The sequence below is a fragment of the Neorhizobium sp. DAR64872/K0K18 genome, from assembly GCF_050500175.1.
GTDB lineage: Bacteria > Pseudomonadota > Alphaproteobacteria > Rhizobiales > Rhizobiaceae > Neorhizobium > Neorhizobium soli.
The window spans coordinates 84,315-108,036 of record NZ_CP191445.1; the positions used below are offsets into that span (position 1 = coordinate 84,315).

The following is a 23,722-nucleotide window of genomic DNA, read 5'->3' on the forward strand; positions in this document are numbered from 1 at the left end:
GAGATGGTCTTGTCTGATGCTTTGCTGAGACAATGTAACTGTCAAATGACCCGCGAGACAGTTCAATTAAATGGGGACGAGCCATGAGAGCGAATGCGGAATCGACCATTTTGAGTTTTGTTGCCAGTCGACCTGATGGGACGACGTGCCCGAGCGAAGTTGCGCGCAGCCTTGCAAATGATCACAACGCCCCGCTTGAGTGGCGTGACTACATGCCAGCCGTCCATGAAGCGGTTGATGCCTTGATTGCGCGAAAGGAGATCACCCTTTCCTGGAAATCTGTCGTAATGGGGGAGAGAACCGGTCCCTACCGTATAAGCGCTCGCAAGCAAAATCTCTAATGCCGAGACGTCTGCAGCCACTTTTTAGCGCCCTAGACGAGCTCAATGACAGGAAACCGTTCAAGCACATCGCGACCGTGCTGATAGTCGCGAGCCCAATTTAGCATCTCTATAAGCTTCGGGTCAGTAAGTGTGCGCGCAAGAGCGGTCCGGTTATCGGGACTCGGGGAGCTTAGTCGTTGCCCGATTGATGTAATCGACCAGGCCGCGGGCAGCGGCGAATGATTTTACTATTTCCTCGACGAGATTGGAGGACACGAGCATCTCGTCAGAAACGTTGCGACAGGCTCCGAAGTTTTTGAGATTGAAAAAGTCGAGCGCGTCGTGATTTCTGACGTACCCGCTGGCGCTCAAATCATGACCGCCCGTCAGACCATTTGGGAAATATGTCCGAAATAATGGACCCTCGACGATCCCTCTCCATTTGCCGGTGTGGCTTGCGATTGTTTGCCGCAAAATGCGGGCAAGCCGTGGCGGGGGTAGCAGCGCTCCGCCTCCACTGTATGAGCTGTGCGGAGAGATTTGCACGAAATATGTCGCGGCTGCGTTCTTCGAAGGCGAAACTCGCAACGTGATGCAGCATGTGCCTTTCGAGATAGACGCGGCACTCAAACATTTGCGGGGATCTCGGTTGGCCTCATCTACGCGCTTGTCGATCGACCCTGTGCTATTAGCCAACGCTAAGGTGAATTCAATTAAGTCGCGGCGCGCGCAATCAAGTCTAGCTCGGTTGTCGTCAAGCCACTCGGCGAAGTGATTACTGGAGGCTTCCTCTAGAAATTCAAAAGTCGATCGGTTGATCATCCACTGTCTCAAACATGGCAAACTGGCCTGTCATAGGGCAGGCGGAACGTAAAGTGAACGGAAATAGATCGAGCGAACATGAAAAGAGTTGGAAGTCGGGTGCTTCCAATCGCTGATTGCTTCCCCCAGATAGGGTAGGGCTCGTGGAAGTGCCACTTCGGTAACTGAGCGGCGAGTGGTTCGTTCGCATTTTCGTAAACACGTTGAGTAGGAGAGGATCCATATGGCGAGAAAGGTCAAGAAAGCGGATCTGCCAATAAAAACGTGTGCGACATGCGGAAAACCTTTTGCATGGAGGCTGAAGTGGGCCAAGAACTGGAGCGACGTGAAGTACTGTTCTGAACGCTGCCGCCGCTCTAAGCTCAAGCCACCACATCCAAAGTTATAGAATCCTGCCCGCCTGCAGATGCTTCGAAGGCTGCCGTACAAGCCGCTTCCGGCTATGGTGGAGCAAACTTCGGACATTCTGAGCTATTTTCGGTGACGAAAGATGGAGGCGAAGTGTCCCGGCACCATCACGGCTGCCGAAGAGATGATCCTAATGCCTTTGATCCTCTTGCTTTGCGGGTCGTATTGACCCCTGGCGCAACAGTGGCCCGATCAGGTCGTGACGACTTCGCGCCCAGTCACAGCCGACACAATCCGGAAAAGACTGCCGAGTTTACTGCATCGTACCACCAGTAAGACCGGGTAAGTCGCGCAGAGCCCCAAGGTCTGACACAAGTCTTTACGACAGCTACGCAAAGTTTTACCGATCGATTCACCGCGGTGCCTACCGTGCCGGCAAGGGGCAGCGATGGCTGAAAAAGCGTTATTGGGTTTCGGCTTACTGCTGATCGTTGCCGGGCTGATCTGGGCGGCCCAAGGAGCGGCTTCTTTCCCTATCCCGCCAAGAGTTTCATGATCGACCCACGACCCTAAATCGTCGGTGGGGCCCTCACAGCAGCTTGCGGCATGGCGTTGCTTTTGTGGTCACGACGGTATTGAGGATGCAGAATAGTCGAGGCTTATTCTGCCAACGCCACAGTATCGCCGATCGTCTCTTACGTTCCCGTGGTACACTGACATTCGAACCTTTACCGCGGCATGGCTCCGGCATCTTCCTTAAAAACCTGCGGCGAAGAGGCAGTTACACTCGCACCGCGAGACACGCGCCACTGATTCGCGTCGCCACGAACGGCGATGAACTTTCTCATCAGAGCCGCGGAAACTGGAGGCTCGGACCTTGCCGGTTGAAGCTGACGATGCCCTGCGTTTCGGCGACTGGGATCCGCGGAAAGCTGCGGTGACAGTTCTGCCGCCGTCTTAAATTAATTTTTGCTTGCGAACACCAGATCATGCTGTTAAACGTTTAACGGTAAAACGTTTAACACATGAGTCCTATGGCCAAAAAGAGATCCACGATAAAAGAAGTTGCGGCTCTCGCAGGCGTTTCGATTGCGACGGTTTCGAATGTCTTCAGCGGCAGCAAGCCGGTGAATGATGATCTGCGCCGTAGGGTCGAAAGGGCCGCGAAGGACCTCAACTACCAGATCGACCGTGCTGCTTCACAGCTGAGATCAGGGCAGGCGAGGGTCGTCGGCGTACTGGTGCCGGATCTCGACGACGTTTTTTTTACTTCCCTGGTGTCGCGGCTCGAAGTTATGGCACGCAAGGACGGGTATGATGTCATCGTGACCAGCTCACGCGACGATGTCGAAGTGGAGAAGTCAAGGCTGCGGGCGCTGCTCGGATGGCGCCCATCCGGCCTGGTGGCTATCCCGTGCTCGGACACTATACCGGATCTGTTGCGCGACGAAGCCGGCTCGATCCCTTTGGTATTCGCCGACCGTGTCATTCTTTCGGAGGCCTTCGCCGATACGGTGACAATCGACAATATCGAGGCGGGTGAGATGGTCGCCGACCACCTTCGGCAGTTCGGTCACCGCGATGTCGTCATCGCTGCCTCCGATCTTTCCGTCGCGCCGATCAGGGACCGGATCCAGGGTGTCCGCAACGTCTTCCTGCAGCATGGTCGCGAGCCTACCGTCGTTGAATTGGGATCCAATGCCGAGCGCGGTGCAGAAATTTTCGCCAATTGGCTCGAGGCAAATTCGGTGCCGAGCGCGATCTTTGGGCTGACAAATGTCACCACCCTTAGCGTGCTTGCGGCACTTGCTCGTCACCACATTGATGTGCCCGAACAAAGCGCCTTGGTTGGATTTGACGATTACGTGTGGATGAGCGCCCGCAAGGTGCCTTTGACGGCCGTGCGCCAGCCAATTGACGCCATGGCGCAAGCCATTTGGCAGAGGCTACGCATTCGCATGGCAGGTGAGCTCGAGGAACCTCACCACACCGTTCTGAACGTGTCGCTGCAAGCGCGGAACTCAGTCCGTCAGATCGGCAGCGACCCATTGCACTCGGACGACCAGGCGATCGAGGAGAAGGCTGGTTACGAGATCCACCATAAGGACATTGTTGGGGCCACCCCCAAAGTCTGAGATACCCATTTGCAATAAGGTCGGGAGGACCAAACTTGCGCGCTAAACGTCTGCCACAATTGTTGCCCTTGCTGGCGCCCGTTCACATTCTGATCCTGAGCGTGATCGTCGTGCCGTCAATCTACGTGATCTGGCTCAGCCTTGGACAATCGAGTTTTGGCCAATCCTCGTCTTTCGTTGGTTGGCGCAATTATCTCGCAGTCATCTCCGATCCTGCCTTTCACAGGGCCCTCTGGAACACGGTCGTGCTGGTCGTGGTTGCGGTGCATGTCGAACTTGCCATCGGCCTGGGCATGGCGTTGCTGTTTGCAAGCGGCATTCCGTTTAGGCGGTTTCTACTGGTTGCCGTTCTGGCGCCCTATGCGGTGAGCGAAGTCATTGCCGTCGTCATGTGGCGCTTCCTGTTTGATCCGGATGCGGGGCCAATCACGCTGATGTTGCAGGCGTTGGGCCTGCCGATCCTCGATTGGTCGTTTGAGCCCACGCACGCAATGATTCTGATCGCCTTGCTGACCATCTGGCTGCACCTGCCGTTCACGTTCATTATCCTCTACGCGGCACGGCTTGCTGTTCCGAGCGATCTTTACGAAGCCGCTCGCATCGATGGCGCTACCCCACTGCAGAGGTTTCGCCGGGTGACGTTGCCGCTGATGGGGCCGGCAATTGTTGTCGCGCTGCTGTTTCGCTACATCTTCGCCTTCCGCATTTTCTCGGAAGTATGGCTGCTGACGCAAGGCGGGCCAGCGCGTTCGACGGAGGTTGTTGCCGTCTATCTCTACCAAGAAGCATTCAGCTTCAATGCCTTCGGCACGGCGGCGGCCACGGCCTGGATCATGGTGTTGTCTTCGCTGTTGCTGGCGGCCGGCTACATCTTCATTCTTCGCAAGCAGGTGAACGCCAATGCGCACTAAAAGCCTCACCGTGCGTCTTGCCAAGGCATTTGCTGTCCTTGTGATCCTGTTCTGGTCGCTGTTTCCGATCGCCTTCATCGTCATGTCGTCGCTGAAACCCGGCCAGGACATCTTTGCGGTGCCGCCAAAGTACCTCTTCGTCCCGACCTTGCAGCACTACGCATCCCTCTGGAACCAATGGGGCGTGTTCTTTCAGGGCCTGCTGAACAGCACGGTCATCACTGCCGGCGCTGCGGCGCTGGCCGTTGTCGCCAGCACCTGCGCGGGATACGTCTACTCCCGCAACAGCAGCCGGCTTCTCAACGGAAGTGTCCTTTTCCTGATCGTCGTGCGGCTCATACCGCCGATTGTCGTCACGCTCCCGCTCTTTCCGATCGTCAACGCGATGGGGCTCAACGATACGCATATCGTGCTGATCGTGCTTTACGCGACGTTTTTCGTGTCGCTTGGCACCGTGTTGATGCGGACCTTCATCGATCAGATTCCGCGCGAACTTGACGAGGCGGCCATGATCGATGGCGCAGGGCGACTGACGATCCTGCGCAGGGTCATCGTGCCGCTGTCGACCCCGGGCATCCTTGCTGTCGCGGTCTTCGTCGTCGTGTTCGCCTGGAACGAGTTTCTGTTCGCCTTCATCTTCACCGCGACCAAGGCAAAGACCGCTCCACTGGTCATCTCGGAGATGATCGGTTCGATCGATGGCGTCGACTGGGGCATCCTTTTTGCGGCATCGACCGTGCAACTCGCGCCTGTGCTGCTCTTCGTTATCTTCATGAATCGCTTCCTCGTGGCCGGCCTGACAGCCGGTGCGACGAAGGGGTGAACCAAAATCTGCCAAGGGAGGAAACTATGTCAGATACATCCGCATATGCAGTCACGCGCCGTCGGTTCATGGGTACGGCCCTGGGGGGAGCTGCCGTCTTGGCGGCCGGGCCGTCCTTCTCAGCCGGAAAGGTCCTGAACATCCTCAGCCACAAGGTGCACCAGACGGTTCTCGGCACCGGCGACGCCGATTTGCTAAAGGACTGGAAGGCATCAAACGGTGTCGAGCCGACCTTCACGACCTTCGATTCAAATCCGCTTCAGGATCGGTTGTTCCGCGAAGCAAGCCTCGGGGAAACTGAGTACGGCGTCGGCTACATGGTCGACAATCGTCCGACCAGAGAGATTGCTGCACTCTTCGAACCGCTGGACGAGATGCTGAAGACAGATGCGATCGAGGATTTCGCTGATATCGCGCCGGGTCTGGTCCAAGGCATGACGGTAGACGGCAAGTTAATCGGGATTCCCGTCCGTCACGCGACGCAGGGCCTCTTCTACAACGAGGCGCTGCTGGAAGAGGCCGGCATCACGGCGCCTCCCACGACCCTTGAGCAGCTTGTCGAGCAGGCGCGCAAAACGACCTTCACCTCGAAGGCTGGAACGCCGGTTGTCGGTATGATCCTCGCAAGCGATTTGGCGGTGTTCCCGGTGATGTTCGCTCGTGCCTTCGGCGGAGACTTCATCACCCCGGACTTCAAGCTGATGCCGGAGCCAGCTGCGTTCGAAAAAGGGCTCGATGTGCTGCGGACACTGTTCGAGGCCGGTAACCTGCCACGCAGCTATGCAACGACGAAGAATGACGATCAGGTCACCTGGTTGCAGCAGGGCCGCGCCGCTTTCACGGTGCTTCCGTTTGCTCGCAACGGTCAGCTGAACAATCCCGAGCAGAGCAAGTATCCGGGCCGGATCAAGGCCGTCGAATTTCCAATCTCTGCCGCCCTGAAAGGCAAGATGCCTATGGCTTCGGTCGTGGAGGCTTGGGGCATGGTGATCCCGAAGAATGCCAAAGACAAGGAGCTAGCCTGGAAATACATCAAGGAGGTTTCAAGCAAGCGCGTCACCACCGGCATGGCCCTTAACGGCAATGGACCCGTGCGGGTATCGGCTTACAGCGATGCCGCGTTGAAGGCCAAGAACCCGCTTGCCGCGACGGAAGCGGCAGTCCTTTCCAACGCGCGAGGTGCATTTCCGCCCTTTCCGCAGGCCGCGCGAGCGCAGGCTACCATGCTTGAAGAGGTGCAACTGGCAGTGCTCGGACGCAAGCCTGTGAAGGAGGCCGTCGCCGCGATCGCCGAGCGCGTGAAGCACATGATGCCCGCCTAATGAGACAGCCCGTCGGCGGCGCAGCGTCAGGCGCGCCGCCGAACCAATGATGACAGTGAACCGCGCACAAGACAGCTGGCGCGCAATGACCGAGGTTTGAATCATGTTGAATCCTGCAACCCGCTCCATCGAAGAACCGGCCCGCACCCTTCAGGTGTCCGCCGAATACGACGTGCTCGTCGTCGGCGGTGGACCGTCCGGTCTGACTGCCGCTCTGGCGGCGGCCGAAGATGGTCTCCGCGTCGGGCTGATCGAAAGCCGCAGCTTTGTCGGTGGCAATATGACAATCGGCCTGCCGGTGCTCGGCTTCCTTGGACAGAAAGGCAACCAAATCATCGATGGCCTGCCCGAGAAGTTCATTCAGCGGCTGCGCACCGAAAGGGATGGTGCCAGTGAGCACAGGCCATGTCCGTTGCACATGGGGATTACGCTTGTCGAACCGGAAGCGGTCAAGACCGTCGCTCTCGACATGCTGACCGAAGCCGGCGTCGATGTGACCTTCTACACGTTCTTTGCTGGTGTCGTGATGGATGGAGATACTATCCGCGGCGTCATCACCGAAAGCAAAAGCGGACGCACCGCCATTCTTGCGAAAGTCGTTATCGACTGTACGGGTGACGCAGACGTTGCCTACCAGGCCGGCGTTCCGACTGAAAAGGGCAACGCCAATGGCGGCATGCAGCCGCCGACCCTGATGTTCTGCATGGCAGGCGTCGATACGGAAAAGCTTAGGACAAGCATCGCAACGGAGAAGCGGACCTACCTCACCGATTTCATCCCTGCCGAATATTTCGGCCAAAACAACCAGTTCATCGTGGTCGGACTTCGCGAGCTGATTGCCAAGGCGCAAGAGGAACGTGGCCTTCACATCCCCAATGAGCGCACGATCATCATCACTGGCCTGAAGAAGGGCGAGGTGTGGATCAATATGACCCGGGTCACCGGAACCGACGGGACCGATGCCAAAAGCCTGACCAATGGAGAGATCGAGGGTCGTCATCAGATCGATGACATCGTCACCTATCTGATCAACTATGTGCCAGGCTTCGAGCACGCTCATTTCACCAAGACCGCGCCGTTTATCGGCATCCGGGAAACACGCCGGATCGTTGGCCAATACATGATGACGCAGGAAGACGTGCTGAGCTGCCGCCACTTCGACGATTCCATCGCTGTCGCCAGCTATCCCATCGATATCCATCGACCGTCGGACGAGGGCTGCACGCTCATCTGGTGCGGTGACTGCTACGATATTCCCTACGGGTCGCTCGTTCCGCAGAAGGTGAGCAATCTACTCGTGGCCGGGCGCAGCATTTCCGCCACGCACGAGGCGATGGGCGCCATCCGCGTCATGGCAACCTGCATGGCAATGGGCGAGGCGGCGGGCCGCGCGGCAAAAATCTCCGTGCGGGGCAATCGCGCGCCGGCGGACATCGATATCGACGAACTTCGCCGACAGCAGCTCGAGCACGGCGTTTATCTGCGAAATCCGGACGGCACGCGTGCGACGCCGCTAGGCGGACGCGAAAAAGCGGCCTGAACCGTCGGGCCGGGCGAAACTCGCCCGGCACCCTTTCTCTTGAAGGCTGTTCTCATGACCAACCATTTCATCGGCATCGATGTCGGCACTGGTAGCGCGCGCGCTGCAATCTTCGACGCGCGTGGCAAAATGATCGCGACCGCCAAGCGGGACATCGAGCTTTTCCGGGACGGCGCGCATTTGGCCGAGCAGTCGAGCCGCGACATCTGGAGTGCGGTCTGCTCCAGCGTTCGTGAAGCTGTGGCGCAGAGCCACCTACGGCCAGATGAGATTGCCGGGATCGGCTTCGATGCGACATGCTCGCTTGTGGTCTTAGGGCGGGAGGGAAAGCCTCTGGCGGTCGGAGCCCATGGGAATGAGGACCGCAACATCATCGTTTGGATGGACCACCGTGCGATTGACCAAGCTGCGCGCATCAACGCAACCGGCCATCCCGTTCTAAAATATGTCGGCGGGACGATTTCGCCGGAAATGCAGACGCCCAAGATCCTCTGGCTGAAGGAGCACCTGCCGACGACCTATGACGTCGCATGGCAATTCATGGATCTCGCGGACTTTCTCACCTGGAAGGCCACCGGAAGCTTGGATCGGTCTGTTTGCACCGTTACCTGCAAGTGGACCTATCTCGCGCATGAGTGCCGCTGGGACGACACTTACTTCCAGGCGGTCGGGCTCGGCGATCTTACAGAAGACGGTTTCAAGCGGATCGGCACAACGGTCGTGCCCGGCGGCCAGGCGCTCGGCACGGGATTGACGGCGTCAGCCGCATCAGAACTAGGGCTGACCCCGGGAACTGCTGTCGGCGCTGGACTGATCGACGCGCATGCGGGCGGTGTCGGGTCGCTTGGCGATTCACGTGCGGAGGGCAAAGCCACAACACGCCTTGCCTACGTGTTTGGAACCTCCGCCTGCACGATGGCGAGCAGTATGGAGCCATTGTTCATACCGGGCGTGTGGGGACCCTACTTTTCCGCGATGATCCCCGGCCTGTGGTTGAACGAAGGTGGCCAGTCAGGTGCGGGGGCTGCCATCGACCATCTGGTGACACATCACGCAGCGTATCAGGAGGGCTGCGATGCGGCCGCCCGTTGCCAAAGCCCGCTGCCTGCCTGGCTGGCGGATCAAGCGACGCGACGCGTTTCAACTCCCTCGGATGCGGCATTGCTTGCCGGTGACTTGCATGTCGTCCCAGACTTCTTGGGCAACCGGTCGCCGATGGCGGATCCGCAGGCACGCGGCCTGATCGCCGGACTTGCCATGGACAGAAGCATCGATAGCCTCGTCTCGCTCTACGTGGCTGGCATCTTGAGCATCGGTTACGGCCTTCGCCAGATCATCGAGACGAGCCGGCAAAAGGGCGCATCCATAGACTCGATAGCAATTAGCGGAGGCGCCGGCAGCCATCCGCTCGTGCGCCAGTTGCTGGCCGATTGCACGGGGCTTCCGGTGCTTGTTCATCGCGAGAGCGATCCCGTGCTGCTGGGGGCGGCAATGCTCGGTGCAGCGGCAAGCGGCTCGATGCTGAGCCTTCAGGCGGCGATGAAGGCCATGACGCAGCCGGGAGAGACCTTCCTGCCGGCAAGTGGCGTCATCGCCGAACTGCATCATCGCCGCTACCGGGCCTTCGAGGCCCTGCAACACACTGCGCGCCTTGTACGCGATATGTCCTGAAGGAGAACCACAGTGGCAAGTCTTGCACTTAAATCCGTAAACAAGAGTTTTGGCAGTTTGGAAGTAATCAAGAACGTCGATCTCGAGGTCTCGGACGGGGAGTTCGTCGTCTTCGTCGGTCCATCTGGCTGCGGCAAGTCCACGTTGCTGCGGATGATCGCCGGGCTGGAAGACATCACCGGTGGAGAGCTCCACATCGATGGGAAACTCTGCAACGAGGCCGAACCGCGCGAACGCGGCATTGCCATGGTCTTCCAGTCCTATGCGCTTTATCCGCATTTGACGGTCTACGATAACATGGCGTTCGGTCTGTCTCTGAACAAGACGCCGAAAGCCGAGGTGGAGCGTCGCGTTCAGGAGGCGGCGCGCATCCTCCAGCTTGAGTATTTGCTCGACAGAAAGCCGAGCCAACTGTCGGGCGGTCAACGTCAGCGCGTCGCCATTGGCCGGGCGATTATCCGAAAGCCGGCCGTGTTTCTGTTTGACGAACCTCTGTCAAACCTGGATGCAGCACTGCGCATGGAAACGCGGGTGGAGATCGCACGGCTGCACCGGGAGCTCGGCGCAACCATGATCTATGTTACCCATGATCAAGTTGAGGCCATGACGCTTGCCGACAAGATCGTCGTGCTCGAAGGCGGAGTGGTCCGCCAAATCGGCACACCGATGGAGATCTACAAGAAACCAGCCAATCAATTCGTCGCCGGCTTCATCGGCTCGCCCAGGATGAATTTCCTCGACGTGCGTGTCGATGGAGTGAGCTCTGGAAAGGTTGACGTGTCGTCCGACATTCTGCGCCCGATCGCGGTCGACGGGCAGGGATTTGTCAAGGGTGACAAGGCGATCCTCGGCATCCGTCCGCAATATCTGAAGCGCGGCGAGGGGGTGCAGTCTGCCGCATCGCTGGGTGGTGTCGTGACGCTTGTCGAAAGACTGGGAACGGAGACGATCATCGGATTCCAGATGCCGTCCGGTGAAAACATCTGCGCTGCCTTTTTTGAGGATGAGGCAGTCGAACTGGGAAGCCAGATTACCTGCGTCTTCGATCCTGCACAGGCCGTGTTGTTCCCAAGGGCGTAAAACCGACGACCGGTATTCCCATCAAATCTATCCATCCCAGCGAAAAGGAATTCCCACATGTCTCAGGAACTGGTCGGTAAATTGGCCGCCATCACAGGCGCGGCCTCTGGGATAGGGCTTGCCTGTGCCGCCAAGCTTGTCGCCAGTGGCGCCGATGTCGTTCTCGTGGATAGGGATGCGGGTGCACTGGAGGCGGCTCGTGCGGATCTTGGGTCCCGGGCGCATCCCCTCGTTATCGATCTTATGGACCCAGCGAATGTCGCAACAATGCTACCGGGGATTCTGGAGCATGGTGAGCGCCTGCACATCTTCCACGCGAACGCCGGGTCCTATGTAGGTGGCGAGGTCGCCAGTGGCGATCCCGACGCTTGGGATCGTATGCTGAACCTCAATATCAACTCGGCTTTCAGGACCGTGCACGCCGTATTGCCACACATGATCGAGGGCAAGACCGGTGACATCATCTTTACCAGTTCCATTGCCGGCCTTGTCCCCGTCGTTTGGGAGCCGATCTACACCGCCTCGAAACATGCCGTTCAGGCTTTCGTGCATACGGTTCGCCGTCAGGTTGCTCCGCACGGCGTAAGGGTCGGCGCCGTCGCGCCCGGCCCGGTCGTTACCGCACTTCTGAAAGACTGGCCGAAGGAAAAGATGGATGAGGCGCTGGCGGCAGGAAGTCTCATGGAGCCCGAGGAGGTCGCAGATGCCGTCTATTTCATGCTGACGCGCTCGCGCAACGTCACTGTGCGCGATTTGGTCATTCTTCCCAATGGAACAGACCTTTAACCATCAACGGACAACGGGACCGTTTTGGCAGTCGGCGCGAAAGCGAGGACGAATCGACTTTTGGCGGATCAGATGCTCTATATGCAGTTTTTAAAAGACACGTTTGATGTTGACTTCGACAATTGACAGATCGTTGGTTCAAATCCCTTCAAAGCAGGTGATTTTACAAGTCGCGGTACGTCAACGCCCCCGTAACCAACAAAACTTGCTGTTTCGAACAGTCCAAATATCTGCTTTTAAGCTCCTCGCCGCAGAAGTTGAGGAGCTTTTTCAGTTTGTCCCGCGGGTCGATCTCGCCGGCCGCAATTCGGGCTATCAGACCGTTGCTGGCTGCCATGAACTGCTGCTGCAAGGGATCGAGGACTCCCATCGAAGCCATGATGTTGGCAATTGCGCGATGCATCTGCAGGAATGCCGGCTGGTGGCCTGGTGTCTTGCCGGTCGCCACCGTCGGGACCAGGTCGCGAACGATCACCATTAGACGCCGCTTGGCTTCTTCGTCGCCATTGTTACGGGCGAGGAACAACAGCTTGCGGATGGCAACCTCGACATTGTTGGTATTGAACTGCTGTTTCAGATTGCCGATCTTCTCCTCAAAGTCTTCCACCGGCGTGTATATGCCGGTAAGTTCCAGGACAAGCTTTTCACGCGTGGCTTCCAGTTCATCTAGCTCGTCATCGAGGATGGCAAGGCGGCGACCCTCAGCGCGCCTGCTTGCTTCCGCGACAATCCAAGAGTCGAGCTGGAACCGAGGTTATGATGTTCTTGGACGAAGTGGCGCAGGAGGCTTGTCGATCACCAATACAAATTGGCTCTTCCGACAAAAGGTGTGTATCCTTAACTTCGGTCCCACTCTCATCATCTGTCCACGACCAGCAAGTCCTTCGCCGTCGCCATGTAAGGAACTTCAATGAGCGACGATGCGGCCAGCATAGCTGCATACGTAAGACTTTTCATGCGCATGGATTTGTCTCTTTCCGACAGAGGCGTCGGGTCCCCGACTATAATCACCAGTAAGCCATCAGTTGGTAGTGCCAACTGACATCAGTTGGTTTCACTGCAATATCAAAATACATCCTGCCAGGCGTCGATTGACCAACAATTTCTTCGTGTTCCAAAACAAACCGTATCCGGGAAATCCCATTCCACCTCTAGAACGTCCTGAGACAGATGTTTTGCGGGAGTGGGCCTGTCACTTCCTTCGTGAGCCTGCCGCAAGCAGCGTGATTGAATTCTACGGTTCATACCAAGAATAGAAAAATTTCGCTTCCACTCTGTTAACTGCGATGTCAGACTGGAAAACTGAGAGGTTACGAGAGCATGCTTGATACTGAGGCTTACGTGTCTCCCGCGCCGCCGGAAGGCAAAGCGGGAGTGGCGGAACGGGCGTTGAGGAGCGCGATCGTCGGTTGCGTTCTGATGCCGGGAGAGCGTCTCTCGGAGACTTCGCTGACCACCGAATTCGCGCTCGGTCGCGGTGCCGTACGCGCCGCACTGGCGCGGCTGAAGGCGAGTGGGCTTGTATCCTCGACTGCCCGCAGTGGTTGGGAGGTCGCTCCGATTTCCGCGGCAGAGATCCGCGAACTGATAGCCGCACGCCGCCACCTTGATCCGATACTGTGCTCGGCTGCTCTCGACGACGCCGCCAAACGGCGGCTGACCACGCTGTCCCAGATGCATATGGCGCTGCTGCAGCGGCCGGATGTGGGTGGCGATGTGCTTCCCACCATTCGTCGCTGCGAGCGGGACATGCTGGATCTGCTATCCAACGCCCTCGGCATGCCTGTCGTTGCGGGTTTTCTTGCGGACCTCTGGGATCGCTCCAACAGGCTCGTGAACTTCTTCGAGCGGAACGGGCGCGCAAAGTTTCTGCCGACGAGGCTTTCGGCTTTCGCGGAGGCTCTCGTCGAGGGCCGCAACGCCGATGCAATCGCACATCTCGCGTCCGCCAGCGCTGCGCTGGAAGCCTATCTGCTGGATCGTTTTCTTGAGACCGACGCGATGGTTGGACGCAACTCCACCCGTCGCACCGCGAACAAAGATAAACCGGGTCGCAATCAGCGACCTCAACCGCCCACTGGAAAAACAAGGACATTGTAGATGATGATAGTCAGTCGTTCGATGCGCGCCTCTCTGGCAGGCCTGCTTCTGGCCTGTTCGCCAATGGTCCTGTCACAGGCAATGGCCAAGGATCAGCTGGTCGTCGATCTCGTCAACGAGCCTTCGTCGCTCGATCCGCACAAGCAGTGGAACCCGGACAGCTACTATGTCTATCGCAATATCTTCGACAATCTCGTCACCCGTGACGATGCCGGTGCCATCGCGCCGCAGATCGCCACCGAGTGGAAATATTCTTCCGACAGCGAAATCGTCTTCACGATCCGCAGCGACGTCAAATTCCACGATGGCACGCCGCTGACTGCCAAGGACGTCGCGTTCAGCGTCAACCGCATCATCGACAAGAAATTCGCCAGCCCGCAGCTCGGCCAGTTCAACAAGATCCTGTCGGCGGAAGCGACCGGCGAACACGAGGTCACTATCAAGACGGACGGCGCCTATCCGGTGCTGCTCGCCCAGCTCGTCAAGCTGTCGATCGTGCCGCAGCACGTCGTCGAGGAAAAGGGCAATGACGGCTTCAATGCCGCGCCTGTCGGTTCCGGCCCCTACAAGTTCGCCGCCTGGCAGCGTGGCGTTTCGGTTTCGCTTGCCCGCAACGACGACTACTGGGGCGAAAAGGGCGTGTTCCCGACCGCCGAATTCCGCGCCGTGCCGGATGCCGCCACGCGCATTTCCAACCTCGAAGCCGGCGCCAGCGACCTCGTCGTCGGTCTCGATGCGGATCTTTCCGAGCAGCTCAAGAGCTCCGGCGCCGCCAAGCCGCTATCGGTTCTGACCGAGCGGATCGGCTATGTGAAGCTCAACCCGAACCTTCCGCCATTCAACGACAAGCGCGTGCGTGAAGCGGTCGCTCGCTCCATCGACAAGCAGGGGATCGTCGACGGTCTTCTGGGTGGCGTCGACAAGCCGCTCGACCAGATGGCGACATCGGCGCATTTTGGTTACGTGGAAGGCCTGAAAGGCTACCCTTATGATCTTGATGAGGCCAAGCGCCTGATCAAGGAAGCGGGTGCGGCCGGCAAGTCGGTCGCCTTTGCGACATCTCCGACATTCGACCAGCGCATCGTCCAGGCGGTGGCACAAATGATCAGCGATACCGGCCTGACCGTCAACATCGAGATGACGGATATGGCGACCTATCTAAAAAAGGCCCAGAGTGCGCCGGCCAGCCAGCCGCCAATTTCCTTCGGGCGCTGGTCCTGCGCCTGCCAGGATGTCGATGGCGTGCTGTTCTCGCTGCTGCATTCGTCCAGCGCGTGGGCTTCGATCGCCGACCCGAAGATCGACAAGCTCTTGGAAGACGCCCGCAACACGCTGGATGAGAAGAAACGCCTCGAAGCCTACAAGACGGTGAGCACCTACGTCGTTGAGGAGGTGCCTATGGTGCCGATCTATCAGGCGGCGATCATCTACGGAGCAGCCAAAAACCTTGAGTGGCAGCCGACGGCGAACGAAAGCCTGTTTCTCAACCGGATGAAGTGGACCGATTGATTTCGGTTCAGGGCCGGCCCCGGTTGCGGGGCCGTTTTGCCCGCAAGTCACGAAGTGGACTGCAATATTGCCGGCATTCTTCCTCAAGCGCGCGTTCCAGGCCGTTATCGCCATTATCGGCGTGATGACGCTGATCTTCTTTCTGCAGCGGCTTGCGGGGGATCCCGTTCTGCTGCTCGTGCCTGAAAATGCGACCAAGGCGGATATCGAGGCGCTGAGGGCGTCGCTCGGCTTCGATCGGCCTCTTTCGGTCCAGTATCTCGAATATATGGGCGCACTTCTGACCTTCGATTTCGGCCGTTCCTATGTTCAGAACGTGCCGGTCTGGACGCTGATCGCCAGCCGTCTTCCCTATACGCTGATGCTGGCCGGCGGCGCTCTCGTCGTCGCCTTCGGTGTCGGCATTCCACTGGGTGTGGCAATGGCCGTGCGCCGCGGCTCGGCGGATGCCAAGGCGATGATGGGCGTGGTTCTGGCGGGGCAGTCGATGCCGACATTCTGGAGCGCGATCCTGATGATCATGGTGTTTGCGGTGTGGCTCGGCTGGTTGCCGCCATCCGGCGCGCGCGACTGGCCAAGCATCATCATGCCGTCGATCTCGCTCGGTCTTCTCTCCATGGCGACCTTCGCCCGTGTGGCGCGCACCGCGGTGCTGGATGAACTCGAAAAGGATTATGTCCGCACCGGCCACGCCAAGGGGCTGCCGATGATCCGCATCGTCATGCGCCATCTGCTGCGAAACGCCGCGATTCCGGTGGTAACCGTTGCAGCTCTCGAAATCGCCAATCTTCTGGCGGGTGCCGTGATCGTCGAGACGGTGTTTGCGTGGCCGGGGCTCGGCCAGTTGACCGTGCAGGCCATCAACGCGCGTGATTTCATGCTGGTTCAGGGCGTCGTTCTGCTCGGCGCCATCACGGCCATCGTTCTCAACCTCGTCGCCGATCTGCTCTACAGCATCATCGATCCGCGCATCCGCATCGAAGGGAGCGCCTGATGGCAGTGACCACTCCCGCACCGCGGACGGCGTCGCGTTCACGACGCATGCCGTGGACTGTGGTGCCCTTTGCCGCCATTCTGGTCGCTCTGGTGCTGATGGCGATCTTTGCGCCTCTCGTGGCGCCGCTCGATCCCAATGCCCAGAACCTTCTGGCGCGCTTGAAGGCACCGGGGTTTCAAAGCCGCGGCCTTGTCTATTATCTCGGCTCGGACGAACTCGGCCGTGATGTTCTCAGCCGGACGATCTATGGCGCACGGGTGTCGCTGCTGGTTGCCTTCGCCTCGGTCATCCTGTCGGGCATTTTCGGAAGCGCGCTCGGCATGATCGCTGCCTTCTATCGCGGCTGGGTCGAAACCATCATCATGCGGCTGGTCGATATCGTCTTGTCGGTGCCCGCCATTCTTCTCGCGATCATCACGGTTGCGGTACTCGGCCCGAGCCTTTCCAACGTGGTCATCGTGCTGGCTCTGACGCGGTGGCCCCGTTACGCGCGCGTTGCCTACGGCCAGACGCTGTCGGTCGCGAACATGCCCTATGTCAGGCTCTCGCGGTTCATGGGCGCCGGGTGGTTCCGGCTGCTGTGGCGCCACATCCTTCCCAATATCGCCGGCGGCCTGATCGTCGTCGCGACGCTCGAGTTCGGCCTGATGGTGCTGTTCGAGGCCGGACTTTCGTTCCTCGGCCTCGGTGTGCAGCCGCCAACGGCGAGCTGGGGCGCAATGCTTTCCACCGGCCGCAACTATGTCGGGTCCGCCTGGTGGATCGCAACATTTCCGGGACTGGCGCTGTTTCTGCTGGTTCTCTCGATCAACCTGATTGGCGATCATGCCCGCGACCGCCTCGATCCGCGTGGGCGATAGGAGTTTTCATGAATTTCGAAAATGAGTTCAAGGCCAAGAAAGTCATCGTCACAGGTGCCTGCGGCATTATCGGCGGATGGATCGTCGATGCGTTTGCGCGCGAGGGCGCAGAGGTTTGCCTGACCGACCGCGATACCGAAAAGCTTGAGGCGAAAATGGCGACGCTGCCCGGCACCGGCCATGTGGCGATCGCCGCCGACCTCACCGATACCGGCTCGATGACCGCATTTGCGGAAGAAGTTTCGGGACGCTGGGGCGCGCCGGATATCCTCGTCAACAATGCCGGCATCTATCCGTCGGGGTTTCTGCTCGACATCTCGATCGATGACTGGGACGACATCATGGGCGTCAATCTGCGCGCACCGTTCCTGCTGTCGCAGCTGTTTGCCAAGCAGATGATCAGCGCCGGCAAGCCGGGCTCGATCGTCAACATCTCGTCCGGTGCCGCGCGGAAAATGCGCACGACAGTGGTTCCCTATTGCACATCCAAGACAGCGCTCGACCGCCTGACCAAAGGTTTTGCGCTGGAACTCGCCGAATACGGGATCCGCGTCAATGCGGTCGAGCCGGGGTTCATTTCCGGCAGCGATGTCAGCGCGCTGGCGCAGGATCATATCGACACGGTGACGGCCTCCATACCGCTTGGCAGAACGTCGTCGGCGCAGGATGTCGCTTCAGCGGTTCTCTACGTCACGTCAGCCGGCGGCGCCTACATGACCGGCGCGACCTTGACCGTCGACGGCGGCAATTCGATCGGCTCCCAGGTCGTCTTCCAGGCAAAGAAAAAGGCGCTGTAACAAGCGCTTCAAGCGAGGTCGGATGTCAAAACCCCTGCAGATAAAGTCCCCCTGGCCGGCCTATGAGTGGCCGCAAGACAAGCAGTCGGCAGTGCTGCTGTCGGTCGACGTGGATGCGCATGTGCCGTTCATGTGGGCGAACAAGGACCATGTGCCGGACCGGATGGGCACGCTTGAAATCCGCCGTTTCGGTCCGCGCACGGGGATCTACCGGTTGCTCGACCTGTTCGCCCGCTATGAGGCAAAGGCCAGTTTCTACGTGCCGGCGCTGACGGCCGAGACCAATCCCGAGATGCTTGCCGCCATCCTCGAAGGCGGCCACGAGATCGGCCTGCACGGCTATTTCCACGAGATCGTCTCGGAAGTCTCTAACGACGAATTTACCGGTGCGCTCGAGGCCAGCATGGAACTGCTGACCCGGGAAACCGGGGTAAAGCCCGTCGGCTTCCGCTCCCCGGCCTGGGAAATGACGCCGCATATGCTGACCGAGTTGCGTCGTGTGGGCCTCGCCTACGATTCATCGCTCTCGGGCTTCGATCATCCCTACGAGATCGACGGTGTGGTCGAGATCCCGGTGCAATGGGCGCTCGACGATGCGATCTTCTTCAAGTTCGAAGGGGGAGGCCGCGACAAGTGGCCCTATCAGTCCGGCCGTGCGGTGCTGCAGGACTGGATCGCGGAATGGCAGGCGCTTCACCGCTTCGGCGGGTTGTTCACGCTGACGGTGCATGACTGGATTTCCGGCCGTGCCCAGCGCATCGCGCTTCTCGAAGAGCTGCTGGATACGATCACTGCCGAAAAGGCCAGCTGGATCGGGACGGCCGCCGAGATTGCCCACCACCACGCCACATCCGGCAATGCCGGCCGCTTTGCCGTTGATGGCAAGGCTCCCGAGGCGATCGGAACCCGCAGGTTCGGACAGGATATTGGACACAGCCATGGGTGAACACTGGAACGTCCACAAGGGCGAGCGGCGCAGTGCCGGCGGGCTCGTCGCCTGCCAGAACTGGATGGCAGCGGAAAGCGGCGCCGATGTGCTGTCGCGCGGCGGCAATGCCATGGATGCGGCCGTCACGACTGCACTGACACTCAGCGTCGTCGAGCCGTGGCTTTCGGGTGTCGGCGGTGGCGGGTTTTTGCTGCGGGCCGACGGGCAGGATGGCCTGGTCGATACGCTCGATTTCAACGTCCGCTCGTCGCGCAACATCGATCCAGCCGATTATCCTGTCGTGGCAGGCCGTGACGGAGACTGGTTCGACTGGCCGCAGGTGCGCGATGATCGCAACCTGATCGGCTACAGCTCCATCTGCCTTCCCGGCGCCATTGCCGGCCTTTCGGCGGCACTGGAACGGTTCGGCACGATCAGCTTTGCCGAGGCGCTGCAGCCGGCGATCGAACATGCCCGTCGGGGCCTCGCGCTCGACTGGTTCACGGTGCTCTGTCTCGCCATCGATACGGAAGGCCTCGCACGCTTCCCGGCATCGTCGCAGCTTTTCTTGAAGGATGGCCGTGCACCGCGCGTGCAGGAAATCGGACCGGGCAGCACGATCCCGATGCCGCGCAAGGCCGCCATGCTGGAACGACTGGCGAAGGCCGGTGCCCGCGATTTTTACGAGGGCGAAACCGCAGCATCGATCGTCAGCGATCTCAACGCCGGCGGATCGCCAATCGACCTTGCCGAAATGCGTGACTACCAGCCGCGTTGGTCCGACCCGCTCCAGATCGATTACCGCGGCATGACGATCAATGCGATGCCAGGTCTTTCCGGCGGTCCAACGCTCGTCGAGGCACTCTCCGAGCTTGAAGGGACGCTGCCGCAGGATGGCCCGTTGTCCGGCGGGACGGCGCTTGCGTTTGGTCGCGCCATTCGTCGCGCCTCGGAACATCGCTTGCGCACGCTCGGCCACGGCAGCAGCGGAGAAAGCTGCACCACGCATATCAGCATTGTCGACCGCGACGGCACGATGGTGTCGCTGACTAATACGCTTCTGTCACGCTTCGGCTCGAAAGTGGTTCTGCCGTCGAGCGACCTCCTGATGAACAACGGTATGATGTGGTTCGATCCACGCCCGGGCCAGCCCAATTCGATCGCGGCCAACGCTCGGCCGCTGGCCAACATGTGCCCGATTATCGCCACGCAGGGCGGGCGGCCGAAGCTTGCTCTCGGGGCTGCCGGCGGACGTCAGATCATGCCGGCGGTAGCGCAGATCCTTTCCTATGTCGCGGCCTTCGGCATGTCGCTGGAAGAGGCGATGCATGCGCCGCGGATCGATGCGAGCGGCGTCACGCTGCGGGTCAACGACAAGGCAAAACCCGATGTCGCATCACGGCTCGGCGAGGAGTTTCCGGTCGAGATTATCGCCGATACGCTCTATCCGGTGAATTTCTCCATTCCGTCAGCGGTTCTTCGCGACGGCGCAGAGAATATCGGGATGGCACATCCGAACCATCCGCTTGCGGCCGTCGGGGCGGAGCGCACATGACCGGACCCGTGCTTGTGGTTGACGACCTCCGGGTTTCGATCGGCGCGCAGCCGGTGGTCGATGGCGTCAGTTTCCACGTCGACCAGGGCGAGATCCTGTCCGTCGTCGGCGAGTCCGGTTGCGGAAAGTCGATGACGGCGTTTTCCGTGATGGGCCTGCTGCCAAAGGTCGCCCGGGTCGATGGCGGCCGCGTCCTGTTCGGTGGAGAAAACCTGCTGACGGTGCCGGAAGCCAAACGCCGGCAGTTGCGCGGCAATGATCTTGCGATGATCTTCCAGGAGCCGGTCGCCTCGCTCAACCCGCTGATGAAGATCGGCCGGCAGATCGAGGAAAGCCTCGTCGCGCATCGCGGGCTCGACGGCAAGGCGGCCCATCGTGCGGCGATCGCCATGCTTGAAGAGGTGGGTATTCCAGAGCCTGAAATCCGCTCCGGCCAATACCCGTTCGAGCTTTCGGGCGGGATGTGCCAGCGAGCGATGATCGCCATGGCGCTGATCTGCAAACCGAAACTGCTGATCGCCGACGAACCGACCACGGCGCTTGATGTCACCATCCAGGCGCAGATTCTCGACCTGATGAAACGGCTGCGCGACGAGACCGGAACCGCCATCCTTTTGATCACCCACGATATGGGTGTGGTTGCCGATATGGCCGACCGGGTCGCTGTCATGTATGCCGGGCGGGTCATCGAGGAGGCGCCGGTCGATACGATTTTCGCACGGCAGGAACATCCCTATACGCGGCTGCTGCTATCGACCATCCCGCGGCTCGACGGGAAGCCGAAGGCGCTTTTGCCGACGATCGAGGGGCTTGTGCCCGACATCGGCCAGTGGCCGGTCGGCTGCCGCTTCAGCCCGCGCTGTCCGCTGGCCGACCAGCACTGTCTCGACGAAATCCCGCCGCTTGCGCCTCGCCGTGACGAGGGCAGTGCCGCCTGCTGGCATTCGGAACGGGTGGGAGAAATGCTATGACTGAACCGCTTCTGTCGCTGTCCGGCCTCAAGGTGCATTTTCCCATCCGCGGCGGCCTGCTCGGACGTCCGACCGGGTTCGTCAAGGCGGTCGACGGCATCGATCTCGACATCGCCCACGGCGAAAGCGTTGCTCTGGTGGGCGAGTCCGGCTGCGGGAAATCCACGCTCGGCGCGGCCATTCTGGGCATGACCAAACCGTCGGCAGGCAGCATCCTGTTCGAGGGCAAGCCAATCGTTCATGGCGAGACCGCGTCTCGGCGCGCCCTGTCCCGCGAGGTACAGATCGTTTTCCAGGATCCGGTTTCGGCCCTCAATCCGAAAATGTCGATCGGCGAGAGCATCGGCGAGCCGCTGGCGATCCACGGTGTCGGCAATGCTGCAGAGAGGGCCGAGCGCGTTGCCGAGCTTCTGGCCCTCGTTGGACTGCATCCACAGCATGCGGAGCGCAAGCCGAACGCGTTTTCGGGCGGGCAGCGACAGCGGATCGTGATCGCGAGGGCCTTGGCGCTCAACCCCAAACTGCTGATCCTCGACGAGCCTGTCTCCGCCCTCGATGTGTCGATCCGCTCGCAGATCCTCAACCTGCTTCTCGATCTGCAGAGGCGGTTCGGTCTGTCCTACCTGTTCATCAGCCACGACCTCTCCGTCGTCCGGCATTTTGCCGACAGGGTTGCGGTCATGTATCTCGGGCATCTGATCGAAACGGGCCGGACGGACGATGTGTTTGCGCGCCCGGTGCATCCCTATACGGAAGCCCTTTTGTCGGCAGTGCCGCTTCCAGATCCGGTGGCGCAGCGAAAGCGCCAGAGGATCGTGCTGAAGGGCGATTTGCCCAGCCCCGCCAATCCGCCCAAGGGTTGCAAGTTCGTGACCCGCTGTCCTCTGGCTGTCGATATCTGCCACGTCACGCACCCGCCGCTGGTCTCGACCGGGCCGGGCAGGGAGGCTGCCTGCCATGTCCGCGCCGGATTATGACCAGACGGCAGCATTCCCGCCGCTCTGGGAGCTCAAATGGCCTCCCATACCAGTAAGGCTGACATTCGATTCTGAGTGATCTCAAACAGATAGCTGTCGCAATCACAGGGTCGTCGGTTCGTATTCGTTCAGAAGCTTGAGAGCCTTAGCAGGCTCCGAGCGGCGTCGATCTGGAATGCCGAGAGTGCAACTGGTAACGCACAACAGCTGCCAGCTTTAAGGCAGGAATGATGGTGCTGCTTTGCCGACTGCTTTTGCCACAAAGATGGTTGAACCTCGGCCCTTGTCCCAGTCATTCGTCAAAATCAGCAGCTCGTCCGTGCCAGGGCGGATAACCATGGAGGTTGAACGGAGATTGTGCCCGTCATCGCGACCGGGCAGCAGGTACTGGGCGATCGGCAGCCCCAGCGGATTGAAAACCATGATCCGCCCCTGACCGTACATCGCCACGTAGACGTTCCCGTCGGCGTCGACGCGCACGGAATCGGGTCCTCCGCCGACGAAGTTGTAGACGACAGATGATCCGAACGGCGCGATGGTGGTGGCGTCGGCAAGGGAGATGCGATGCAGCTGGCCACCTGCCAATTCCGTGACCCAGAGCGTCTTGCCATCCGGGCTCAGGCCGATGCCGTTCGCGATCCGCAGGTTCGGCACGACCATCACCGGCTTACCGCCGCCGGGTGCGATATAGTAGACGCCTCCGGATGGCAGGCTGGAGCCGCCTTTGAAATCGGTGAAGTAGAAGCCGCCCTCCTTATCGAAGACGAGGTCGTCGGGTAGAAAGCCGTCATCTCTGGAGACAATGGTGCGCACGTCAATTCCGTCGGCCGCCATCGAGACGACCGAACCTCGCGATTTGAAGTCCCCAAGTTCAGCCATGTAGACACGGCCATCGCTGTGGACTGCCAAGCCTGCAGGACGAAGCTCCCGGTCGGGCACGACGCTCGACAGTTGCTTGTCTGGCGTGAGACGGAATACCGTTCCGCCGAAGACCTCGCAAAACAGCAGATCGCCTTTCGCATCGAAGGTTGGGCATTCAAGCTGAACGCCTTTGTCGGACACCTTGAAGTACTCCCGTGCCTCCACCGAAGGCAGTTGCGATTCCGCCATCGGCAAGGGTACGACCCCTTGCAGGGACTGGGGAATGTCGAGTGCGGGCAGTATCGGCTTGTCATCGGCAGCTTGGGCGGCGGCACCGATCAGGATCAGGGCCACACAGAGAGCTGACGTGCGTAGATCCAGGGGCATTGTTTTCTCCTCTTATCGT

General features: G+C 59.9%; 22 protein-coding genes. 19 read left to right on the top strand and 3 right to left on the bottom strand.

What is annotated here, in order from left to right; all coding sequences use genetic code 11:
* Nucleotides 1–83: 83 nt before the first annotated feature.
* Nucleotides 84–341: a DUF3253 domain-containing protein gene (locus ACQY1P_RS00405; RefSeq protein WP_430253365.1), complete on the top strand. Its 258-nt coding sequence runs from the start codon at nucleotides 84–86 to the stop codon at nucleotides 339–341.
* A gap of 153 nt (nucleotides 342–494) precedes the next feature.
* On the opposite strand, the gene ACQY1P_RS00410 is transcribed toward ACQY1P_RS00405, so the two are convergent.
* Nucleotides 495–1,145: a DUF2461 family protein gene (locus tag ACQY1P_RS00410; RefSeq protein WP_113166282.1), complete on the bottom strand. Its 651-nt coding sequence runs from the start codon at nucleotides 1,143–1,145 to the stop codon at nucleotides 495–497.
* Nucleotides 1,146–1,368: 223 nt separating this feature from the next.
* Between ACQY1P_RS00410 and ACQY1P_RS00415 the strand changes: the two genes are divergently transcribed.
* The 9 genes from ACQY1P_RS00415 to ACQY1P_RS00455 all read left to right on the top strand — a co-directional run bounded on the left by ACQY1P_RS00415 (nucleotide 1,369) and on the right by ACQY1P_RS00455 (nucleotide 11,761).
* The gene (locus ACQY1P_RS00415; protein ID WP_430253367.1) at nucleotides 1,369–1,533 is read left to right on the top strand and encodes a DUF2256 domain-containing protein; all 165 of its coding nucleotides are present in this window, start codon (nucleotides 1,369–1,371) and stop codon (nucleotides 1,531–1,533) included.
* Between the two features lie 994 nt (nucleotides 1,534–2,527).
* Nucleotides 2,528–3,628, top strand: coding sequence for a LacI family DNA-binding transcriptional regulator (locus ACQY1P_RS00420; protein WP_325265703.1), 1,101 nt, complete (start codon nucleotides 2,528–2,530; stop codon nucleotides 3,626–3,628).
* Between the two features lie 35 nt (nucleotides 3,629–3,663).
* A complete protein-coding gene (locus ACQY1P_RS00425) occupies nucleotides 3,664–4,539 on the top strand; it encodes a carbohydrate ABC transporter permease (protein ID WP_430253369.1) in 876 nt (291 codons plus the stop codon).
* Nucleotides 4,529–5,362, top strand: coding sequence for a carbohydrate ABC transporter permease (locus ACQY1P_RS00430; protein WP_325265705.1), 834 nt, complete (start codon nucleotides 4,529–4,531; stop codon nucleotides 5,360–5,362). Before ACQY1P_RS00425 ends, ACQY1P_RS00430 begins: the two co-directional genes overlap by 11 nt.
* A 26-nt stretch (nucleotides 5,363–5,388) precedes the next feature.
* Entirely contained in the window at nucleotides 5,389–6,684 is a 1,296-nt protein-coding gene (locus tag ACQY1P_RS00435; RefSeq protein ID WP_325265706.1) for an extracellular solute-binding protein, read from the top strand.
* Between the two features lie 103 nt (nucleotides 6,685–6,787).
* Nucleotides 6,788–8,224 (top strand): FAD-dependent oxidoreductase, encoded by a 1,437-nt coding sequence (locus ACQY1P_RS00440; RefSeq protein ID WP_430253372.1) that lies wholly within the window; start codon nucleotides 6,788–6,790, stop codon nucleotides 8,222–8,224.
* Between the two features lie 54 nt (nucleotides 8,225–8,278).
* Nucleotides 8,279–9,895 (top strand): FGGY-family carbohydrate kinase, encoded by a 1,617-nt coding sequence (locus ACQY1P_RS00445; protein ID WP_430253374.1) that lies wholly within the window; start codon nucleotides 8,279–8,281, stop codon nucleotides 9,893–9,895.
* A 12-nt stretch (nucleotides 9,896–9,907) separates the two neighbouring features.
* Nucleotides 9,908–10,975 (top strand): sn-glycerol-3-phosphate ABC transporter ATP-binding protein UgpC, encoded by a 1,068-nt coding sequence (locus ACQY1P_RS00450; RefSeq protein ID WP_325265709.1) that lies wholly within the window; start codon nucleotides 9,908–9,910, stop codon nucleotides 10,973–10,975.
* 57 nt (nucleotides 10,976–11,032) lie between these two features.
* Nucleotides 11,033–11,761: an SDR family oxidoreductase gene (locus ACQY1P_RS00455; RefSeq protein WP_113111311.1), complete on the top strand. Its 729-nt coding sequence runs from the start codon at nucleotides 11,033–11,035 to the stop codon at nucleotides 11,759–11,761.
* A gap of 163 nt (nucleotides 11,762–11,924) precedes the next feature.
* Here ACQY1P_RS00455 and ACQY1P_RS00460 read toward each other — a convergent pair whose 3' ends face one another.
* Nucleotides 11,925–12,368 (bottom strand): hypothetical protein, encoded by a 444-nt coding sequence (locus tag ACQY1P_RS00460; protein ID WP_430253376.1) that lies wholly within the window; start codon nucleotides 12,366–12,368, stop codon nucleotides 11,925–11,927.
* A gap of 713 nt (nucleotides 12,369–13,081) precedes the next feature.
* On the opposite strand from ACQY1P_RS00460, the gene ACQY1P_RS00465 reads away from it, so the two are divergent.
* The 9 genes from ACQY1P_RS00465 (at nucleotide 13,082) to ACQY1P_RS00505 (ending at nucleotide 22,455) form a co-directional block, all read left to right on the top strand.
* Nucleotides 13,082–13,861: a GntR family transcriptional regulator gene (locus ACQY1P_RS00465; RefSeq protein WP_430253378.1), complete on the top strand. Its 780-nt coding sequence runs from the start codon at nucleotides 13,082–13,084 to the stop codon at nucleotides 13,859–13,861.
* Nucleotides 13,862–15,370 carry an ABC transporter substrate-binding protein gene (locus ACQY1P_RS00470; RefSeq protein ID WP_430253380.1) on the top strand — a complete coding sequence of 503 codons (1,509 nt, stop codon included), beginning with the start codon at nucleotides 13,862–13,864 and terminating at the stop codon, nucleotides 15,368–15,370.
* A gap of 67 nt (nucleotides 15,371–15,437) precedes the next feature.
* Nucleotides 15,438–16,364 (top strand): ABC transporter permease, encoded by a 927-nt coding sequence (locus tag ACQY1P_RS00475; RefSeq protein ID WP_430253382.1) that lies wholly within the window; start codon nucleotides 15,438–15,440, stop codon nucleotides 16,362–16,364.
* Entirely contained in the window at nucleotides 16,364–17,227 is an 864-nt protein-coding gene (locus ACQY1P_RS00480; RefSeq protein ID WP_430253384.1) for an ABC transporter permease, read from the top strand. Before ACQY1P_RS00475 ends, ACQY1P_RS00480 begins: the two co-directional genes overlap by 1 nt.
* 8 nt (nucleotides 17,228–17,235) lie before the next feature.
* Entirely contained in the window at nucleotides 17,236–18,024 is a 789-nt protein-coding gene (locus ACQY1P_RS00485) for an SDR family NAD(P)-dependent oxidoreductase (protein WP_430253386.1), read from the top strand.
* A 22-nt stretch (nucleotides 18,025–18,046) separates the two neighbouring features.
* A complete protein-coding gene (locus ACQY1P_RS00490; protein ID WP_430253388.1) occupies nucleotides 18,047–18,970 on the top strand; it encodes a polysaccharide deacetylase family protein in 924 nt (307 codons plus the stop codon).
* A complete protein-coding gene (locus tag ACQY1P_RS00495) occupies nucleotides 18,963–20,507 on the top strand; it encodes a gamma-glutamyltransferase family protein (protein ID WP_430253390.1) in 1,545 nt (514 codons plus the stop codon). Before ACQY1P_RS00490 ends, ACQY1P_RS00495 begins: the two co-directional genes overlap by 8 nt.
* Nucleotides 20,504–21,478 (top strand): ABC transporter ATP-binding protein, encoded by a 975-nt coding sequence (locus ACQY1P_RS00500; RefSeq protein WP_430253392.1) that lies wholly within the window; start codon nucleotides 20,504–20,506, stop codon nucleotides 21,476–21,478. Before ACQY1P_RS00495 ends, ACQY1P_RS00500 begins: the two co-directional genes overlap by 4 nt.
* Entirely contained in the window at nucleotides 21,475–22,455 is a 981-nt protein-coding gene (locus ACQY1P_RS00505; RefSeq protein WP_062460114.1) for an ABC transporter ATP-binding protein, read from the top strand. Before ACQY1P_RS00500 ends, ACQY1P_RS00505 begins: the two co-directional genes overlap by 4 nt.
* A 216-nt stretch (nucleotides 22,456–22,671) precedes the next feature.
* Here the strand turns inward: ACQY1P_RS00505 and ACQY1P_RS00510 are convergent, their stop codons facing one another.
* The gene (locus ACQY1P_RS00510; protein ID WP_430253394.1) at nucleotides 22,672–23,703 is read right to left on the bottom strand and encodes an SMP-30/gluconolactonase/LRE family protein; all 1,032 of its coding nucleotides are present in this window, start codon (nucleotides 23,701–23,703) and stop codon (nucleotides 22,672–22,674) included.
* Nucleotides 23,704–23,722: the final 19 nt, after the last annotated feature.

Bases quoted from the DNA above. Each gene is read 5' to 3' on its own strand.
- ACQY1P_RS00405 (WP_430253365.1), top strand. From the start codon at position 84: ATGAGAGCGAATGCGGAATCGACCATTTTGAGTTTTGTTGCCAGTCGA.
- ACQY1P_RS00410 (WP_113166282.1), bottom strand. From the start codon at position 1,145: ATGATCAACCGATCGACTTTTGAATTTCTAGAGGAAGCCTCCAGTAAT.
- ACQY1P_RS00415 (WP_430253367.1), top strand. From the start codon at position 1,369: ATGGCGAGAAAGGTCAAGAAAGCGGATCTGCCAATAAAAACGTGTGCG.
- ACQY1P_RS00420 (WP_325265703.1), top strand. From the start codon at position 2,528: ATGGCCAAAAAGAGATCCACGATAAAAGAAGTTGCGGCTCTCGCAGGC.
- ACQY1P_RS00430 (WP_325265705.1), top strand. From the start codon at position 4,529: ATGCGCACTAAAAGCCTCACCGTGCGTCTTGCCAAGGCATTTGCTGTC.
- ACQY1P_RS00435 (WP_325265706.1), top strand. From the start codon at position 5,389: ATGTCAGATACATCCGCATATGCAGTCACGCGCCGTCGGTTCATGGGT.
- ACQY1P_RS00440 (WP_430253372.1), top strand. From the start codon at position 6,788: ATGTTGAATCCTGCAACCCGCTCCATCGAAGAACCGGCCCGCACCCTT.
- ACQY1P_RS00445 (WP_430253374.1), top strand. From the start codon at position 8,279: ATGACCAACCATTTCATCGGCATCGATGTCGGCACTGGTAGCGCGCGC.
- ACQY1P_RS00455 (WP_113111311.1), top strand. From the start codon at position 11,033: ATGTCTCAGGAACTGGTCGGTAAATTGGCCGCCATCACAGGCGCGGCC.
- ACQY1P_RS00465 (WP_430253378.1), top strand. From the start codon at position 13,082: ATGCTTGATACTGAGGCTTACGTGTCTCCCGCGCCGCCGGAAGGCAAA.
- ACQY1P_RS00470 (WP_430253380.1), top strand. From the start codon at position 13,862: ATGATGATAGTCAGTCGTTCGATGCGCGCCTCTCTGGCAGGCCTGCTT.
- ACQY1P_RS00480 (WP_430253384.1), top strand. From the start codon at position 16,364: ATGGCAGTGACCACTCCCGCACCGCGGACGGCGTCGCGTTCACGACGC.
- ACQY1P_RS00485 (WP_430253386.1), top strand. From the start codon at position 17,236: ATGAATTTCGAAAATGAGTTCAAGGCCAAGAAAGTCATCGTCACAGGT.
- ACQY1P_RS00490 (WP_430253388.1), top strand. From the start codon at position 18,047: ATGTCAAAACCCCTGCAGATAAAGTCCCCCTGGCCGGCCTATGAGTGG.
- ACQY1P_RS00495 (WP_430253390.1), top strand. From the start codon at position 18,963: ATGGGTGAACACTGGAACGTCCACAAGGGCGAGCGGCGCAGTGCCGGC.
- ACQY1P_RS00500 (WP_430253392.1), top strand. From the start codon at position 20,504: ATGACCGGACCCGTGCTTGTGGTTGACGACCTCCGGGTTTCGATCGGC.
- ACQY1P_RS00505 (WP_062460114.1), top strand. From the start codon at position 21,475: ATGACTGAACCGCTTCTGTCGCTGTCCGGCCTCAAGGTGCATTTTCCC.
- ACQY1P_RS00510 (WP_430253394.1), bottom strand. From the start codon at position 23,703: ATGCCCCTGGATCTACGCACGTCAGCTCTCTGTGTGGCCCTGATCCTG.